Annotated in this window: 12 protein-coding genes; 6 read left to right on the top strand and 6 right to left on the bottom strand. The window is 42.9% G+C overall.

Features of this window, described 5'->3' with window-relative positions:
* Positions 1-12: 12 nt before the first annotated feature.
* On the bottom strand, positions 13-975 hold the full coding sequence (locus L4C54_RS15685; protein WP_428808901.1) for an aldose 1-epimerase: 963 nt from the start codon (positions 973-975) through the stop codon (positions 13-15).
* Positions 976-1042: 67 nt separating this feature from the next.
* On the opposite strand from L4C54_RS15685, the gene L4C54_RS15680 reads away from it, so the two are divergent.
* Together L4C54_RS15680 and L4C54_RS15675 are read left to right on the top strand one after the other, a co-directional pair.
* Positions 1043-4120, top strand: a complete 3078-nt coding sequence (locus L4C54_RS15680; protein ID WP_428808900.1) for a GH116 family glycosyl hydrolase — start codon at positions 1043-1045, stop codon at positions 4118-4120.
* Between the two features lie 248 nt (positions 4121-4368).
* The gene (locus tag L4C54_RS15675; protein ID WP_428802957.1) at positions 4369-5382 is read left to right on the top strand and encodes a LacI family DNA-binding transcriptional regulator; all 1014 of its coding nucleotides are present in this window, start codon (positions 4369-4371) and stop codon (positions 5380-5382) included.
* A gap of 186 nt (positions 5383-5568) precedes the next feature.
* Here the strand turns inward: L4C54_RS15675 and L4C54_RS15670 are convergent, their stop codons facing one another.
* The 4 genes from L4C54_RS15670 to L4C54_RS15655 all read right to left on the bottom strand — a co-directional run bounded on the left by L4C54_RS15670 (position 5569) and on the right by L4C54_RS15655 (position 11386).
* Positions 5569-8106: a choice-of-anchor D domain-containing protein gene (locus tag L4C54_RS15670; RefSeq protein ID WP_428808899.1), complete on the bottom strand. Its 2538-nt coding sequence runs from the start codon at positions 8104-8106 to the stop codon at positions 5569-5571.
* Positions 8107-8282: 176 nt separating this feature from the next.
* Positions 8283-9602 carry a TRAP transporter large permease gene (locus L4C54_RS15665; RefSeq protein ID WP_428808898.1) on the bottom strand — a complete coding sequence of 440 codons (1320 nt, stop codon included), beginning with the start codon at positions 9600-9602 and terminating at the stop codon, positions 8283-8285.
* Complete coding sequence (locus tag L4C54_RS15660; protein WP_428808897.1) at positions 9592-10317, bottom strand: TRAP transporter small permease subunit; 726 nt, start codon at positions 10315-10317, stop codon at positions 9592-9594. Before L4C54_RS15660 ends, L4C54_RS15665 begins: the two co-directional genes overlap by 11 nt.
* A gap of 52 nt (positions 10318-10369) precedes the next feature.
* The gene (locus tag L4C54_RS15655) at positions 10370-11386 is read right to left on the bottom strand and encodes a TRAP transporter substrate-binding protein (protein WP_428802953.1); all 1017 of its coding nucleotides are present in this window, start codon (positions 11384-11386) and stop codon (positions 10370-10372) included.
* A gap of 235 nt (positions 11387-11621) precedes the next feature.
* On the opposite strand from L4C54_RS15655, the gene L4C54_RS15650 reads away from it, so the two are divergent.
* The 4 genes from L4C54_RS15650 (at position 11622) to L4C54_RS15635 (ending at position 17451) form a co-directional block, all read left to right on the top strand.
* A complete protein-coding gene (locus tag L4C54_RS15650) occupies positions 11622-13049 on the top strand; it encodes an NAD-dependent succinate-semialdehyde dehydrogenase (RefSeq protein ID WP_428808896.1) in 1428 nt (475 codons plus the stop codon).
* Between the two features lie 66 nt (positions 13050-13115).
* Positions 13116-14402, top strand: a complete 1287-nt coding sequence (gene gabT / locus L4C54_RS15645; RefSeq protein ID WP_428808895.1) for a 4-aminobutyrate--2-oxoglutarate transaminase — start codon at positions 13116-13118, stop codon at positions 14400-14402.
* A 146-nt stretch (positions 14403-14548) separates the two neighbouring features.
* On the top strand, positions 14549-16321 hold the full coding sequence (locus tag L4C54_RS15640; protein WP_428808894.1) for an aminotransferase-like domain-containing protein: 1773 nt from the start codon (positions 14549-14551) through the stop codon (positions 16319-16321).
* Positions 16322-16470: 149 nt separating this feature from the next.
* On the top strand, positions 16471-17451 hold the full coding sequence (locus L4C54_RS15635; protein WP_428808893.1) for a DUF4382 domain-containing protein: 981 nt from the start codon (positions 16471-16473) through the stop codon (positions 17449-17451).
* 76 nt (positions 17452-17527) lie between these two features.
* On the opposite strand, the gene L4C54_RS15630 is transcribed toward L4C54_RS15635, so the two are convergent.
* Entirely contained in the window at positions 17528-18604 is a 1077-nt protein-coding gene (locus tag L4C54_RS15630; protein ID WP_428808892.1) for a GGDEF domain-containing protein, read from the bottom strand.
* Positions 18605-18611 lie beyond the last annotated feature (7 nt).

Raw genomic sequence — 18611 nt, 5'->3', positions numbered from 1 at the left:
AACACCGCGTGGCTAGGCTTTATAAAGAGCCTGACATTGCCATTGAAACTGGCTTCGCTGATGAGGGTGAAGTGTCAGTAGACCGATTCGATTATTGAATGCATTAGCAGGACAAGTCATCGGTTCGATAGCAAGGCTTGATTCGTTATCCGGCGTATAAAGCTGAATAAATGGATAACTCGTATCTTGTTGGTAGTGAAGAGCTGTATTTCCATCTTTACTTTGAAGCGACAGCTCAATTGGGCTTTGAAGATCAAATTCAAAGCAATGATTTAGCGACACATTAGCAAGAGAAGACGGGGTACTAAAACGGTTGAACGGGTACTTATTACCACTTGGAAGGTCGTTAATGTGTTCGAGTTCAACGCAGTTTGGCATTGTCAGTAAGCACTGCTCGCGAGGAACGTTCAACGTAAAGTAAGGGTGCCAAGCATCTCCATAAGGAAAAGATTGAGAGCCTAGGTTCTCTATGGAAGTAGAACAGCGAAGTTGACCCGAAAGGTCAATCTGATAAGTAATATCAAGAACAAACGCGTGAGGAAATTGAGGATGTAATGCATCCGTTTTATAACGCAACGTGACTGAGGCTTGGTTGTTATCAGCCGATGAGTTAATTACGTCAAAGGGTTGGTTATAAAGCAGTCCATGAACCGCGTGCTCAGACCAAGGGAAGTTGGCCGGTAGCTGATAATGTTGATCATCAAATTGATATTCACCATTAGCAAGGCGGTTTGGAAATGGGAAGAGCTTCGCACTACGAGAAAAGTAGGGGTTCTGGTCGGTCAGTTCTTGAGGGTTTGAATAGCCTTGAATAAATGAAAATGGGCTATGGTTTACGATGTATTTATTAATAATCGCGCCAAATCCATTAATTACTTGCAGTTCTATACCGTGTTCGACATTTAATATTGTGACTGAGTCGTAATTACCAAATGTTTCTTTTTCTATTTTAAACGGTTTATTTGTAGTTAACATGGTTACTATCTCCATTTTATAGAGATAGTAACAATCAAAATAAAATATACAATGTTGGATTTTAAAAATGATGAATAAAATTCCATATACAAGCTACCAAGGTAGTGCAAAGACATTATGCCAGAAAGGCGATGCGGTTGAATTTATCCAACCATGGTACACGCCTATTTCTACAACCCCAGAAAATACGGGGATGGCGGTGGGTGGTATCGGTAATACGTTCACACTGACGCCTAATGGTGATACACCTAATTTTAGCTTTATTCCCGGTATTTTCATTGACTGTACTGAGGAAGGAATCCACTTTAATGACTTCTACGCATCGGTAATGAGTCCGGCTTCCCTTGATTGTCTGGAAATTAGCGATCTAGACAAGGTTAAAACGTTTGTAAACTATTATCCTGCCTTATTTGATGGTGTGGAAATTGATTTTTCTCAAGGTATTGATGTTGTTGGTATTATTAAATCTGCGTTGATTAATCGACGATTTTACCTAGAGAATAAAGAGTGTTTCTTACGTTGGAATATAGAGTTTTCAAGTAAAACACAATTGTTTATTGATGAAGATCCAAGTTCATTTAGCACTCAAATTCATGTTGCATTGGACTTTTTCAACGGATTGTTAATCAATAATACAACGAAAGCGTTGTCGCTGACCGCGAATGGGCAGTCAGACGTTGCCTCTATTGATGGTGAGAAGATTCACTATCAAGCACTGTATCCAATGGCTCAATACAAGTATGACAGCTTTGATGAGGTAAAAATCACTCGTAAAGTGTTGTCTCCGCTGGTTAAAGACGACAAAAAGCTGTGTTCATTACCTCTGCACTGGAACCATTTCGAACTAAAAAACCGTTCCGATAAAACTCGGATTGTTACCTTGGTTCAGCCACTCGCCAACCTGATTGGATCAACGTACAAAAAAGGCCGAGATGGTATTCAAGACTCGGCGTGTACATTGACGCAAAACGCCATAGCTCAACGCCACGAAACCATCGGTTTTGAACATGAAGGAACACTTTTCTCGGGTGTCTGTTTAGAGAGCGATTCACCTTATCAAAGTGATGTTGAAGGTCAGGTTATTTACGGCGTGCAAGCTGATAAAGCACAAGTTAAATCCGGTAAAGTGTCTGTGTCTGTTAAGCCGTCAATTTATACAACGAAGGTGCAAGATCAGGTAACGAGAGCGCTATATAGTGGCCGAGTAAACAGTGAGTTTGCTAAAGGAATCTACAGCGGTCGTGAACCATTAAGCGCCGTAGTTTCTGTGCAAGTTGAACTTGAGCCGGGTGAATCGGTTGAACTACGCTTTGCACAAGTAATGGACCACAGCAAGATCTCGCTAAATGGTTGGGAATCAAGTAAAGCGTACACTCAATTCTTCCCTCAAGAGAGTAAAGCCAAAGCAATTTTAGACGAGTGCTTGCCTCAGTTAGCATCTATTGAGCAGCGTATCATCGCTCAGCAGCAAGATTTAATTGCTGATGCACGTAAAAAGATTACCGACGCAGATACGACACTTCGTTTCTCGACAATGGCGATGAATACCTTGTCGTTTTTGTCAGAATCGACGGTGTGGGATTGCCAAGATAAATTCCTAGTTAAAGAGTGCGTGGACTATCCATTCTTTAACTCACTTGATGTGTATTTCTACGGCTCTTTCTCTCTACTCTACTTGCTACCTGAGTTAGATGGTTGTGTGATGAAAGAGTTCGCCAATGCCATCCTAGCGCAAGACGATACCGTTCGTCGTTATTGGGAGTACGAAGATCAGCCTAACGCTGAGCTGTGCGATGATAAATTCCAAGGAACACGAGCGATTCGCGGTGCGGTTATTCATGACTTAGGTAGCCCTTACGACATCCAGCCAGATGCGTACAGCTGGCACAATGTGAAAGAGTGGAAAGACTTAGCGCCGAAGTACATTCTTATGGTTCTTCGTCACTACAAACACAGCAACGATCTGTCAGTTGTTCAGTCTTGCTGGCAAGCGGTGAAAGAGAGTATCGATTTCCTATCTGGGCTGATCGAAGAAGGTGACACGTTGCCGCTAACTCGTGGTACCGATGACACATTTGATAACCTCTCTTCACACGGTATCTCCATTTACTGTGCAAGTTTGTGGGCTGCAGGTCTTAAAGCGGGGAACGAACTTGCACTTCTTATGGGTGAGGAAGAGTTAGCACAAGACTATTTGACTCGTTCAGAGCAAGCGCTAGAAACGGTAGAGCAAAGCTTGTGGGACGAACAAGCCGGTTATTATCATTTCTACGTAACGCCGATTCAAGCTAAGCACCTAACGGGTAAAGGTTATGAGCAACTTGAAACGATTGGTCTATCGTTATCAGGCAATGCGATTGATGATAAAAATCTACTCAATGATTATTTGAATCAAACCGATACAAGCAGCCCTTTAAGCAAAGTAGAGCAACGTCTGTTTAAAAAGCAGCAGCTATCTGAAATCGCACCGAACGCATTTACGGAGTCTTACCAGTCGTTGTTGCTTGATTCAGATAACAGTTTCGGTGATGCGTTGCTTGCGGACAGTTACCTTAAACTTATTGGTTTAGACGGACTATTCCCACAAGAACGTATTGATCGCGCGTTGGATTTTGTATACGAGCAGAATTTTGTTAATAACAGCCCTCAACTGGGTGTGGCAAACATGACGTTGTCGGATGGCGCTCCACATGAAGCGTTTCAAGCGCAAGACGTTTGGATTGGTGTGCAGTTTAGCGTCGCAACAGCGCTTAACCTAGCCGGTAAATACGACAAAGCACAAACATTAATGGACACTGTATATACCGCTTTATACCAGTACGCGAAGATCCCTTTCGCAGCACCAGAAGGCTTCAACTGCTCTGTTGCGGTGGATGAAACCATGTTGGTTGATGAGTTTACCATTGAGCCAGAGACCGCAGCTGCTTGGTTAAGTGGCTTAAAGCAGACACATTGCTTATTGGCTGATGGTCGAGTGAACCCGGAGCTTACAACCGATACTTACGCGTTTAGTACCTTGATGACACCATCTGTTGAGCATGGAATGCAAGAGTGCCTACATAAATATCTGTTAAGTACGGGATTAAAATATACGGCTGGTCGTTACTTTAGACCTGGAATGATCTTCGCGTATCTTTATAAATAAAGACGTTAAGTTCACGAGCCAAACGTTTACTTGCGCTATGTTTATTAAGTATGCTTACTAAGGATTTTATTAATAGTGCGGGTAAACATTGGTAAGGGAAGGAGGTGGAAGACTTACGATATGGTTAAATGGAAAGCAGTTAACCGAACGGTTTTCCATAAAGATCCCGTTTTGTGGTTACGCTGATTGAATTCGTAAATTTCATGAGTAATCTGCGTTTCTTGCTTGCTAAATGAGGTGTATATATTATGACAAAAAAGACCAAAACACCGACTGTTTACGATGTTGCTAAACTTGCAGGGGTTTCGCCGAGCACAGTATCTCGCTTTTTAAATCGTACGACTTACGTGTCAGACGATAAGAGCCAGAATATTGAACAGGCGATTAAGACAATAGGGTACAAGCCGAGCTATCCAGTGCAGCAAAAGACCAATCGTCGTTCAATGACTATTGGTGTTTTAGTTCAGCATCCAGATAGCCCTTATACCAGTCGTATATTAAATGATATGGAGAAGACACTGATCGCTCAGGGTTATTCTTTAGTGATCGCGACAGGGCACTGGCAGAGTAAACTTGAAGCGCATGCACTTGAGTATTTGACCAAGAATAATGTCGATGGAATCATCATTGTTACCGGCCATTTAAAACAAGAGGCCATTTTAAAAACAGCGGAATCAATTCCTGTTGTCACCGTTGGCTATGATGTGGAAGGTAAAAACATTCGTAGTTTGAACTTGAACAACAACTTAGGCGGATATATTGCTACCTTGCACTTGCTTCAACAAGGTCACGTGAATATTGCTCATATTAAAGGGTTATCCAGTCAACCAGATTCGAGTGCTCGTTATGAAGGTTACAAAAAGGCCTTGGCGGAATCGGAAATCAAAGTTAATCCGAAACTGGTAAAGCAGGGTAACTTTAGTAGTGAGATGGGTTATGAGAAAACCATTGAATTACTGGATTCTAAAGTTCACTTCTCGGCCATTTTTGCCGCAAATGATCAAACCGCTTATGGCGCGATGAAAGCCTTAACAGACCGTGGTTATAAAGTGCCTGAAGATGTTTCAATCGTTGGATTTGATGATCTTCCGGAATCTAAGTATTTCACTCCTGCGCTCACTACGCTGCGTCAGCCAATTGAAGAAATTGGTGCTGTTTGTGCCGAATCAATTTTAAATCTACTTTCTGGCGAAAGGCACGACGCGCGTTTACCACCGATTGATTTGATCGTTCGTCAATCAACTAAGTCGATTTATCGATAAGGTTATGTTTACCGTTGATGACTTGAGTATTGCGGGGGCTTTACTTAAATAGTCGATGGTGAATGAACTGACAAAAATGAAAGCCAAGCAGCGTCTCAATGACTTTGCTTGGCTTTTTTAATGGCTTTGATTTGACTGTTTCAGCTGAGTTAGCTTAGTTAGATAGCCAAATTGAAAACAATGGGTTTATTGGCAGTAAGCGTTCAGTTTTCCTGCCTCGGTAATCGCTAAATCCCATGCAAACTCATTGTTGTCACTCACGTAGTAGTAGATAACATCATTAGGGAGCATCACAAACTGAATACCACCGTAACCTGACATGTAAGGTACGTAGGTTTCACACCCTTGTGAGACGGTTTTCAATTTCGCCCATACGCTGTTGCTGTAGTATTTACTGTCGCTACGAACATCAAGTGGTGGTGAGGTCGAATCGTTAAACAGGGCTATCTCTAACTCACTTGGATCAAGCATCTGCTGACCATTGATGACTCCTCGGTCTATCGAGGTAAACTTCACAATTTTTACAATATCATCGCGCAGATAGGTTAAGCCATATCCTCCAAATGGCATCGCTTCTGAATCGTAAGTTCGACGTGTGTCTTTTGTCCCTTCATCAACGTTAAGTGGTGTCCAGATGTCCTTCACTATGATGTCATCAAAGATATCGGCTTGATTTCCTCTCTCTCCTTTTATGAAGTTTTGCGCAGCCACCGTCGCGATATAGGTATCAGTAGTGTGGTAGTTAAAGAAGGTGCCCGGTGTTGCCTTACGCGGGTAACGGCTCAGTGAATAATCGAGCTTTCCAGCATGATCAAGTACTAAGAAGAACCCTGTATCGTTGGCCGTTGAATATTCATCACTCAAATAGCCTGACGATAAGCGGTAGTTACCCGTTGCCATATCAATTGCATTGTTTGGTGTAACGTCGTTCCAATCACCATCAGGATCATTCGCAGCTTGTGGAATATGATCGGTCAATTGGCTGTCCATGTAACCCGGATACAGTGTTTCTAGGCGCATTGACGCTGTACCTGCTAACGCTGTTTTCGCCGTTGAGTAGGAAGGGACTCTCAATCGGTCGCAGTATGGGTGCGTGCCTTGCCGTGTTTCACAACCGCCAGAGTAGTGAATACCGTTGTAGTAAACCCCATAGACTGACATGTGATCCGGTGACACTTCACTTGAGTGACCAAAGTTAGCAGCGTCTACTCCTGAGCTTGGGTAGTCTGTGGCGAGCTCGCTGATTGGACGCATTTCGATTTTGCTGGATTCGTACGTCTGGTGGGCCTGTTTAATCTGTAAGCTATTGGTAACGGTTTGCTGTGTGTATTGCGCATCGACACTTCCCCACATATCAAATTGGTAGTAAAGACAAGTTTCAGACGCGATTTGGTATGAAACCTGACTAATAGATAGATCATTAAACGTAAAACTCATGACACCATTGTGAACACAGTTGGAATTCTTTTGCATCAGAGAAAAAGGCAAGGCGGCACGTGAATCACCGTTGTCAGAGTTCTCTTTCCAAACGCGTCCTGGCTCTAAAATGTACTCCCAATATTCGTGAGAGCTTAATTGGATTCCTCGCTGTACAGGGATTAAGTGTGTTCCACTTTGCACAAACTCAAAGTCAAAATCTGGGATATGCTTACGTGGATCGTCAGCGTTAGACGTGTAGCGGAAAGTATCCTTGTGCTCAGTAAACTGACCGATACCGGATGTTTCTGGCGAACTTAATTGAATACGCCCTTCGAGCTGATGATCTGGCTGCGCCGCTTCACTGGGTACAGCAACAGTAGAGGTTTGGGTTAGGTATGTGATTGGATTATTACTGTTCAGCTCTTGGTGCGTTAGCTCTGTCCGAGAGACATTTCCACTGCCATAAAGTGGATCATAATTTTCAACGTATCCTTCACCTTGATCCGCAGTTCCACTGCCCGTTAACGAGACTTGCGCATTGGGTGTATTCGGATCGTTGCTTGATATCGTCAAATTACTATTATGTGTGCCTGAAAAAGAGGGAGTAAAAGAGAGGGTGAGCGCACATGATTGGTTCTGGCTTAATGTTGAGCTTGAGCAGTTATCTTGCGTTATTGCAAAATCCCCGTTTGGTGGTGAAAGACTTGTGATGGAAAGATCTTCGGTTCCACTGTTCGTGATATCAAGGTTTTGGCTGACATTGCTATCGACTTGGATTGAACCAAAACTGATGGTGCTTGTTACGTCGATGCTTGGTTGTGGTGAGCTTGTTTGACCATCACCGCTAACTAGTACGTCTTCAACATAACAGTGGTCGGCCGTACCAGTGGCCGCTCGAAAACGTAAATCGAGTGTGTTGGCATTGGCAATATTGGCCGAGTTAAAGACAAAGTTGCCATTGTCTTGCCCGTTGCCTAACGAAGAAAGTTGAGTGTAGTTAGAACTGCCATCAAGTGCGTACTCGGCATAACAGTAGTCAGCACTCTCAAGTAACCTAGCTGCCATGTAATAGCTTACCGACACATTGGAGTGATTGGAGACATCAATTTGCCTGTTAATCTGCCCCGTTTGCTTTAAGTACGCCGATAATCCATCAATCACAACATTGCTGTTGGTTGATGCGTTACCGCTGGCTTGCCAGTTTGATAGCCCCGCATTGAAGTTATCCTCAAAGAGGGTATCCGCATGGGCATGAGTGACCATCATTCCACTGATTAGTAATGGAATATAAGTTGAGATGTTCATCTTTATTTCTCCATTTTAGTGAGCTGAGACTACTGCTATTCAAGCCCGGATTTTGCTGGGTTTTCATAACCTTCAGTTTTTGTAATGCACAGGTGTAAAGCTCCCCTTCACGTTAGTGACGTTATTAGAGAAGGAGAGCAAGTTTGTTGTCTAGTTGGGTGTCGGTTTTAGATTTGTCAGTTCATCATTTGATTCGGCAGCCACAAGATGGTTTGTGGAAAGGCCATGCAAATTATGAGAACAAGGAATTGAACCAAGATAAATGGAGTCACTGAACGATAGATGTCCATCATAGTGACACCTTTTGGAGCAATGCCTTTTAAGTAAAACAGCGCGAAACCGTACGGGGGTGTTTGTACAGCAATGACGATATTCAAAATCATCAATACGCCAAACCAAATTGGGTCATAGCCCAACATGACTGCAACAGGGGTAAAGATGGGCGCGCACATCAGTACGATGATGAACTCATCTATGATGAAACCAAGCAACAACATAACGACTTGGAACATGATGATGATCATAATAGGCGGAAGGTCTAGCCCGGTGGCAAACTGAGCCACCATATTTTGCACACCCATTAATAGGTGGAAGTTACTGAATATGGATGCGCCTAATATTATCCACATTGCTACGCTAACAAGCAGAGCCGTTTGGATGCCTGCTTTGTGCATCATTTGAGGTTTAAAACGTTTAAACAAAATCGCCAATATAATCGCGCCGACCACACCGATAGCACCTGATTCCGTAGGCGTTGCTATCCCCATGATGATGCTTCCGAGTACTGCAACGATTAAAAGCAGTGATGAAGCGCCATCGCGTATGGTATTGAACTTCTCTAATCCGGTTGGAACTTCTATTTCATTTTCTTCATCACGAGGTGCTCTGCTAGGGTTCAATTTGCAAGAGATAACGACATAAGTGATCAATAGTGTAATGGTGATTATTGCCGGACCAAGCGCCCCTAAGAACATTCGACCTACAGAGTTTTGCGTAGCAGAAGCAAACATTATCATTGGGATGCTCGGTGGAATCAAAATGCCCAACGAACCGCCCGCCATAATGACGCCAAGTGCGAGTTTTTTATCGTAGCCACGATCGAGCATTGGTTTTAATGCAATGCTGCTTGAGGTCATGATACCTGCGCCGATAATACCGACCATTGCACCAATCATAGAACAAACGCCAATAACACTGATGGCAAGTGAGCCTCGAACTCGGCCAATCATCAATTGGCTTGCGTTGAACATCGCATCACCAATGCCTGAACGGGTTAACAGTTGACCCATGTAGATATAAAGGGGGATAGCGAGAAGAATGAAACTAAAGAATGTTGATTCAACGGTGGTGGGAATGATGTTAAACAGAGTGTCACCCCAAGTGAGGTAACCAATCCCCATTGCGATACCGGCTAGCGCAAGTCCAACTTGAGCACCTAATGCGAAGGCGACTAATATACACGCTAATAGAACTAGCGTTAGCGTTTCAATTCCCATGTTCGCCTCCTACAGAAACATTGACAGATTCAGCGTGGTTGGCCGATTTTTCGTTATCTGGTTTTTCTTTATTCGCTAACTTCCCTTGGTTTATTGACTTCGTATCGGCATTATCCGGTTGGTTTTGCGCTGCGTGTTCTTCTTGGTATAAACCCGGAAGTAACTCACGACCTGTGATAAGAGCAAAACAGTGATTGATAAATTGCACGGAATATTCGGCGATGAATATGACACTTGCTACTGTGATCATTAACCAGAAATGGTGAACACTAGGTGCCCATTCTGATTGGCGTTTAAAACCGTATTCGAGTGTTTCGAGAAATTTTTCAAAGCAAATATTAGCCATCACGACTAAAAAGCCAACGGCGAGTATGATGGTTATTAAACTGAATAGGCGCTTAACGGTCATAGGCACATGGAGGTAGAGAACATCGACATTAATGTGCGATTTTTTCTGTTGTGCGTAAGCCCCGCCTAATGCTGAGATGTAGCCAAATAGAAACAGAGATGTGTCATAGGCCCAGATAGTCGGTGAGTCTAGAAAATAACGAGCCAAAACTTCATAGGCGACGATGCCAGCCAGTAATGGAATAAGAAATGAAACACTTCGACCGATTGCCCATACAATGTATCGCACAGCTCGGCAATAATTGAGCAATATGGTCTCAAATTTGTTTCGTTCCGATTTTAGGTTAACCCTTGAAGAGTCTAGCATCCTGCCTCCAAAAAAGAGGTGAGCATTACGCTCACCTTATCTTTACTTCTTATTAAAGCTGTTGTAGTTGGTCGATTAGCTTCTTCGAATATTTGTCTTGGTCTGAGTACTCTTTCGCCAATGTTTTACCTGCATCACTCCACGCTTGGATGTCAGCGGCTGTTGGTTCAGGACTCCATTTCAGACCTTTCTCTTCCATTTGAGCCACGGCTTGTGATTCCCAAAGAATAGATTTTGTCATCTGCTGTTGAGCGTGAACGGTTGTTGCAGCACTTACGATTGCTTGAAGATCTTTTGGTAGCTTGTTGTATTCTTTCGTGTTGACAACGATAGGCAATACTTGAGCACCCGCTAGAGGCAGTTTGTACATGTATTTAGCGACTTCTACGTGGTTACCATCGCGGTGATCAATCATGTTAGAACCGATTGAACCGTCGATAACGCCAGTTGCTAGCGATGTGTAGATTTCACTCCAAGATAGTGATACTGGAGCAGCACCTAGATTACGTAGGAACTTACCGTAAGCGCCAGGAGCACGGATTTTTAGGCCTTTAAAGTCTTCAATAGACTTAATTTCTGTTTTAGTAATGATGTAAACAGGTGGCTGGATATAAGGTGCAAGCCATGTCATACCCTGTGAACCGTACGCATCTTTTAATGTGTCTGCCCAGCCTTGCTCGTGGAACAGAGTAGACAGTTTCCCCACATCGGCGGTACCACCCGGAAGGCCAATCTCAACCACACCAGCAGGAAGCTCACCCGCATGCATTGATTGGAACGGTGCGCCCATGGTAACAAGGCCAGATTTAACAGAAGAAAGGATACCGCTGGTACCAACGCCTTCACCTGAATACAGAACCTGTACCTTAATGCGTCCGTCTGACATGACTTCAATGTTTTTAGCTAGGTTTTCGTAAACTTCGCCATAAGCCGTTCCACGGCCATAAAGGTTAGCAAAGCGCCAGTTGTATTCAGCAGCGTAAGAGAGGGTTGAAGCGACTACTGATGTGACACCGATAGCTGCAGCTAGTAACCCACTTAATAGTTTATTTCCTTTCATATTAGACATTTATTTGCCCTCATCCTTTTGTTTTTTGATTTCGCATAATCGAGATATGTTACGCAAATGTTTCATTTATCAATATAGAGAGAGTTGATTCATGGTGTTAGAACCAGATGAGAACTTCATGTGGTACCAGTCAAAAAAACCTTGGTACCATCGTTAAACCTCAACTGGTTCTTAGTGTTTCTATCAACCTAGCTTATGATTTTTATAACATCCGGTATCAATGGAGCTTTGTGAAATGGAATTAATTGTAAATAAGTTGTTACTATCAAAATTATGTGCGGAAGGTGATAACTCTATTGCTGTATATAATCCCGCAGATGACAGCGTTGTAGGTTATATACCTTCATTAACGAGTTCAGAGATCTATCAAAAAGTTGAACAATCTAAAGTAGCTCAGCAGCAGTGGCAGAAGAAAACCGCATCAGAGCGTTGTGCCGTTCTACAGCGTTGGTACCAGTTAGTGCATGACAATGCAGATGATCTGGCACGTATCATGACTCTAGAGCAGGGAAAACCATTGGCTGAAGCGAAAGGTGAGGTGATGTATGGCGCTTCATTTATTCAGTGGTTTGCTGAAGAGGGAAAACGAACGTATGGCGAAACTATCCCAACGCCAGCGGCCAACAAACGTGTGATGACGATTAAACAACCGGTTGGTGTCACAGCCTCTATCACGCCTTGGAACTTTCCTATCGCGATGATTACACGTAAAGCCGCGCCAGCATTGGCGGCAGGTTGTAGTTGCCTTGTGAAACCGGCGAATCAAACGCCTCTATCTGCTTATGCAATTGCTGAACTTGCTTATCAAGCGGGTTTGCCAGAAGACTTACTGGTGGTCGTGAATAATCACTCATCAGTCGTGGTAGGGGATATTTTTAGTAATCATGAAGATATTAAAAAGCTCTCTTTTACTGGTTCAACAGAAGTGGGTCGAACGCTCATCAAGTTAACAGCCGATACCGTTAAACGCACATCAATGGAGCTAGGTGGTAATGCCCCATTCATTGTATTTGATGATGCTGATCTTGATGCTGCTGTTACGGGAGCGGTTGCTTCTAAGTTTCGAAATGCGGGTCAAACATGTGTTTGCGCCAATCGCTTTTATGTTCATGACTCGGTTTATGATCAGTTTGTCGATAAGTTTATTACCGCAGTGAGTCATTTAAAAATTGGTAATGGCTTAGATGAGGGCGTCTCGATTGGTCCATTAATCGATAAAAAAGCCAAAACTAATATTTTGCGTCTTTTGGATCAAGCGCAGGCGCAAGGTGCTGAGCTGCGTTTTGGTGGTGAAAGCCTAGAAGGCAACTTCATTCAACCAGCGATATTGACGGAAGTGACTCAAGAGATGAGCATTATTAGTCAGGAGATATTTGGGCCGATCGCGCCAGTGGTACGTTTTACTGATACGGACGATCTTATTGAAAAAGCGAACGATACCATTTATGGACTAGCCAGCTATTTCTATACCAAGGATCTTAACCGAGCTTTCAAGGTTGCAGAGGCGCTTGAATATGGCATGGTTGGAATCAATGAAGGGATCATCTCTACAGAAGTTGCGCCATTTGGCGGAGTCAAACAGTCTGGATTTGGCCGCGAAGGGGCAAGACAAGGAATTGAAGAGTATTTGAGCACCAAGTACATCTGCCTAGGTGGTATGTAGGCGAACCATCGAATTCGCACAGCGGATTTTTGAATACGGATAAATGGAAGAGAAGGAAAGCGTATTATGAGCAATATGCAGTGGCAACAAAGAAAAGAGCAGGTGATTGCTAGAGGAATGGGCAACCTTGCTCCTATTTACGCTCAATCTGCATCAAATGCAACAATCATTGATGTTGAAGGAAATGAGTATATTGATTTCGCTGCGGGTATTGCTGTTACCAACACAGGCCATTCGCACCCCAAAATTATAGAAGCGGTAAAAGCTCAACTGGATAACTTTAGCCATACGTGTGCGATGGTCACACCTTATCCGAGCTTTGTTGAGCTAGCTGAAAAGCTGGTGGACCTCGCTCCCGGTGATGGTGAGAAAAAAGCGATTTTTTTGACCACAGGAGCAGAAGCGGTTGAAAACGCAATCAAAGTAGCGCGAGCGCACACCAAGCGAAGCGGTGTCATTGCTTTTAAAGGTGGCTTTCATGGTCGCACCAATATGTGTATGGGGCTGACTGGAAAGGTTGCACCCTATAAAGCGGATTTTGGTCCATTTCCAAATGAGATATATCACGCGCCTTTCCCTAATCAATACCACGGCATAAGCAACGAACAAAGCCTAGCGGCGTTAGATGATTTGTTTGCTTGCGCTATTGAACCTAGCCGTGTTGCAGCGATCATTTTTGAACCTGTTCAAGGTGAAGGGGGCTTTTATCAAGCGCCTAAAGCGTGGGCACAGCAAGTTCGAGCGTTATGTGACAAACATGGAATCGTATTAATTTGTGATGAAATTCAAACAGGTTTTGCGAGAACAGGGGCGATGTTTGCTTCTGAACACCTTGAGATAACGCCAGACTTAACCACCATGGCAAAAGGCATCGCGGGTGGCTTCCCAATCTCTGCTGTTGTGGGTAACTCTGACATTATGGACTCCGCTAACCCAGGCGGTTTGGGTGGCACTTACGCAGGTTCTCCATTGGCTTGTGTTGCTGGGCTTGCTGTTCTTGAAGTTATTAGACATGAATGTTTATGTGAACGTGCCAATGAAGTGGGGGGGGAGTTCAAACGTCGCTTAGACCGAATGCAAACAGAGATCCCGGAAATTGGTGATGTTCGTCAAATCGGGGCGATGATAGCGATAGAGCTAAATGATCCCGATACAGGCGCTCCATTAGTCGATATAACTAAAGGGTTAGTACAAGCAGCTGCGAAAGAAGGTTTGATCTTGCTCTCTTGTGGCGTTAAGGCCAACGTGATTCGCTTTCTTCCGCCATTAACAATTGATCAAGACGCTATTAATAAGGGCTTAGATATTGTTAATCATGAACTCAATAGATTGCTTGTTAGTTATAATCCTTAAATAGGCCACTCTACGTATAAAAACACTTAGTGCTCTTCACTCTTGTGGAATTGGCACTAAGTGTTTCTTATTTGTGAGACTTTAATCTCGGATATTAACATTTTCATAACCAATACTAGTGACAGTTCATTCAGTTTCGAGGAAGTATGTTAGAGAAGTATATTCACATCGATCCCAATCATACGTTGTCACTTCAAGACCAAATCAAAACCGGTATTACCCAAGCGATTGTGAGTGGTTTCCTCGATAGAAGTTTACCAGTCACATCTTCTCGAAAGCTGGCGATGAGCTTGAAAGTATCGCGTAATACCGTTTTGCGTGTTTATGACCAACTCAGTGAAGAAGGCTTTTTCATTTCAAAAGAGAGAAAAGGCTACTTCATTAATCCAGAATTTATCCTCAGCACTCCTAAGGTTACACTGAGTTCCACATCGGAATTTAACTGGGATAATTATCTAAAAGCCGATGATTCCAATTATGAACGAGCAGCACAGCAAGGTGGCAATTATCCATATCGATTTATTCATGGCATGGTTGATGAGTCTATTTTCCCTGTGGCTGAGTGGCGAAAATGCGCGATTCAATCCCTCAATAAAGCCAACAGTCGGCAGTGGACGTCAACCCACGATGATTATGAAGAGTTAACTGAGCAGATAAGAACACGTGTGCTACCTAGGCGAGGTATCTTTGCCAAGTCACAAGAGATTATGGTGACCATGGGTAGCCAACAGAGCTTACACTTAATTAGTCGATTATTGACCAGTGGAACATCTATCGTCGGTATCGAGAACCCGGGCTACCCAGAAGCGTACGCTCAGTTCAGTGCTAAGCAGCCGATGATCTTGCCGCTTAATATCGATGAGCAAGGCTTGGTGGTGGATGATAACGTTGCTCAATGTGACATTGTATATACCACTCCCAGTAATCAGTTTCCGACCACCGTTCGTATGCCAACGGAGCGAAGAAAACAGCTGATCGAGAGCGCCAAAGAGCATGACTTCCTGATTGTAGAAGATGATTTTGAGCATGAAGTTAACTTTATGGAACAGGATATTTTGGCGCTGAAAGGAGAATACTCCACCGAACGCGTTATTTATCTATCGAGTTTCTCATCAACGATTGCTCCGGGACTTCGAATCGGATTTATTGTCGCTGCTGCGCCTTTAATCGAACGTGCGAAACTGCTGCAAAGAAAGAGTCACACCTATCCACCGAAAAATAACTGCCAAACCTTGGCGTTGTTTATCAGCCTTGGCTATTACGATGGGCTGATTCAAAAGCTACTAAAAAGCCTACGCAGTAAATGGTTGACCATGGAGAAGGCGCTGAACTATTACTTTCCTCAGTCTGGTGTTATCCCATCATTGGCCGGTACCGCATTTTGGATCAATTACACTGAAGGATTTGATGCGATCAAACTTGCCCGATTAGCGGAAGAGAAGGGCATATTAATTAATTCTGGTGAACAGTATTTCTTTACCAATCGCTGCAACAATGGTTTTCGACTTAGTTTTAACTCGATTGATGAAGTGAATATTCGTGAAGGCGTTCGTCAGCTATCGCTACTTGCAAAACAGATATTGCCATTAGAGCGGTTAGAAAATAGTAAAGGCCTGCGATTAACGGGAAAAGGCATCCGATCAGTCTTAACTGAGAATTTATTGCTAACCAGTGATTGTTTCAATATTCCTTATCGAATTACCTTCCAAATAGACGGGCGTATGCATGGGTTATCCGATAGGCCTAATGATATTGATGAGGGTTATTGGTGGGTGGAGGATGACCGCTTATGTTACCAATGGAAGACTTGGCAATTTGCAGATATTAGATCGCTCACATTGGTACAAGATGGCCAGTATTTGAGTCGATTTGATGCTGATGGGTATTGTGTTAGTCGTGGGAAACTCGTTCCTAATTAAAACAAGCTATTAGCTTTTAATGGCTTATATTGATAGTTAAATCATTAGCATGTTTTTGTGATTCGATAGCACTAACTTGTGATTTCGATACGTCGAGACTGAATCTTAGCCATACTTACATTTGATTTTGCCTATAAACGGTGTGTGGTATGTGTAATTATCGTCTTGTTGTTTACTTCATTATGTCTCTATTTTTAGTGTCATGCGGTGGCGGTAGTGGCGGATCATCGACATCGGCCAATTCATCTCGTGTTTCGTTTTCAGTTTCTGACGCCCCGGTAGATACAGCTCAAGAAGTAATGATTTCCTTTGATCAGGTTGAATTAGTCGTCGACGATGAAACGTCGATATTCATCGATGTTAGTGATGGGCAAAACGATTATGTTCAAGTGAACTTGCTTGATTATCAAGGAACAGATGCTCTCTTGATTGTCTCTGATGAACCTATAGCTGTGGGTGTGTATGAAAACTTAATCTTACATGTTAGCGATGAAGATAACGTTAATTATGTACTTGAAATTTCCAATGGCGATCCAAAATCGCTAAAACAGCCAAGTAATAAGCTGAAATTAGGATCGTTTGAAGTCAGCAGTGAAAGCGTTCAGAGCTTTACCATAGAGTTTGATTTGCGCATGTCGCTTGTGATGAGAGGTAATCAAGGTAATAACAACGGCTATATATTGAAGCCGCATGGAGTGAGTATTGTCTCAAATGCGAACTCAGTGACAATAAGTGGAACGGTTGATACTAACCTCTTCGACGAAGGGACTTGCGATGGTGATGATGCTTCAATGGTTTATCTTTATGAAGGGAATGGTTTAGATTCTACGCAGTTAATTGACCTCATTGATCCTGATGATGAAGAGTTTACAGGAGACCCTGCGATTCCTGATGGCAGTATAGCGCCAGTTGCTTCTGTTCAAGTAGAGGAAGACGGTAGCTACCAGTTTGGTTTCTTGGTCGAGGGTGATTATATGGTTGCGTTTGCTTGTGATGGTGAAAGCGATGACTCCATAGAGTACGACCCAACGATCATAATCCCAATGGATCCAACGGTCGCTTTTCCAGATCCCAAATATGCCGATGTTGTATTTGATCAGGGCGTGGGAGTTGTTAACTTCACGAACTAGACTTAACTTTTATGAAAATAAACCCAAGCCTTAAAAGCTTGGGTTTATTTGTATAGCCTGCTCTCGAGCTAATCATCTAGGGGGAGGGCTTTTTATCCGCGAACTTCATTCGATACATATTATGATCAGCAATTGAGATGAGTTGATTAATCTCGATGGAATCGTTGGGGTAACGGCTCATACCAATACTGCTACCAAGACGAATGTTGTAGCCACCATCAAGGTGGATAGCCTCTTCAAAACACGCATCTATATGGCCTGTCATGTTAAGGATTTCTTGTTCATCATTGGAATTCAATATTAGTGCGAACTCATCACCTCCCATTCGATAGATATTGTAGTTCTCAATCGGAATCATTGTATTGAGACGCCATGCTATTTGAGAAAGGGCTTCGTCACCAGCTTGGTGTCCAAAATTGTCATTAACAGATTTAAAGCCATTGAGATCGAGTAAAAATAGGGTGAATGGCGAGTCCTTTTTATAGTTATCCAACGCTTCAAACAGTGAAAACCGATTTGCAATGCCTGTGAGAGTATCTGTAAACGCCAGCTGTTTATGATGTTTGGATTCTTGATAGAAAATGTAGCTTACTAAAGCGATGCAGCTAAAGAGTAATAAAAACAATAAGTACTGAATGTAAGTAAGCTGCTGGGCTTGCTCGATGCGCTTTTTGTGGACAGGGTTTTTTAGTCGATAGTTCTCGTTAATGAAGGCGATCATTTCTGCATAAAGAACGTCGAGTTCTCCGCTGAGTGCTTCTAAGCGATTAGGGTTGTTGACTTGATTGTATTTTTTTTCAAGAGATTGGAATCGAATGAATAGCTCTTCAAAAAACTCTTGAGCGCCAGCTAAAGACATAAATCCATGAGATTCTTGATTGTATAACAGAATATCAAATCGACTCCAAGCCAGTTCATACTTAAGCCATGTCTGTTTATATTCCTTATCCCCATCAAGCATATAAGGCGTTATTGCTTTGAGTTCGGAAAATTCTTTTGTTAGCTGAAACAAGAACCACGTTGCTTGATTCTGTTGGTTAGTATAAGACTTGGTTAAATCGCGAGTTGAGGCCAGAAAATAAAAATTGGCCACGATCAAGATGACCGAGAGAACGATCAATAGCGTTTTGGATTTAGATAAAAAAGTCTTCATACGTTAT

Source organism: Vibrio lamellibrachiae (genome assembly GCF_050337265.1).
GTDB classification, from domain to species: Bacteria; Pseudomonadota; Gammaproteobacteria; order Enterobacterales; family Vibrionaceae; genus Vibrio; species Vibrio kyushuensis.
The sequence above is the reverse complement of the archived record's forward strand: the minus strand, read 5'-3'. Positions and strand labels throughout refer to the sequence as shown.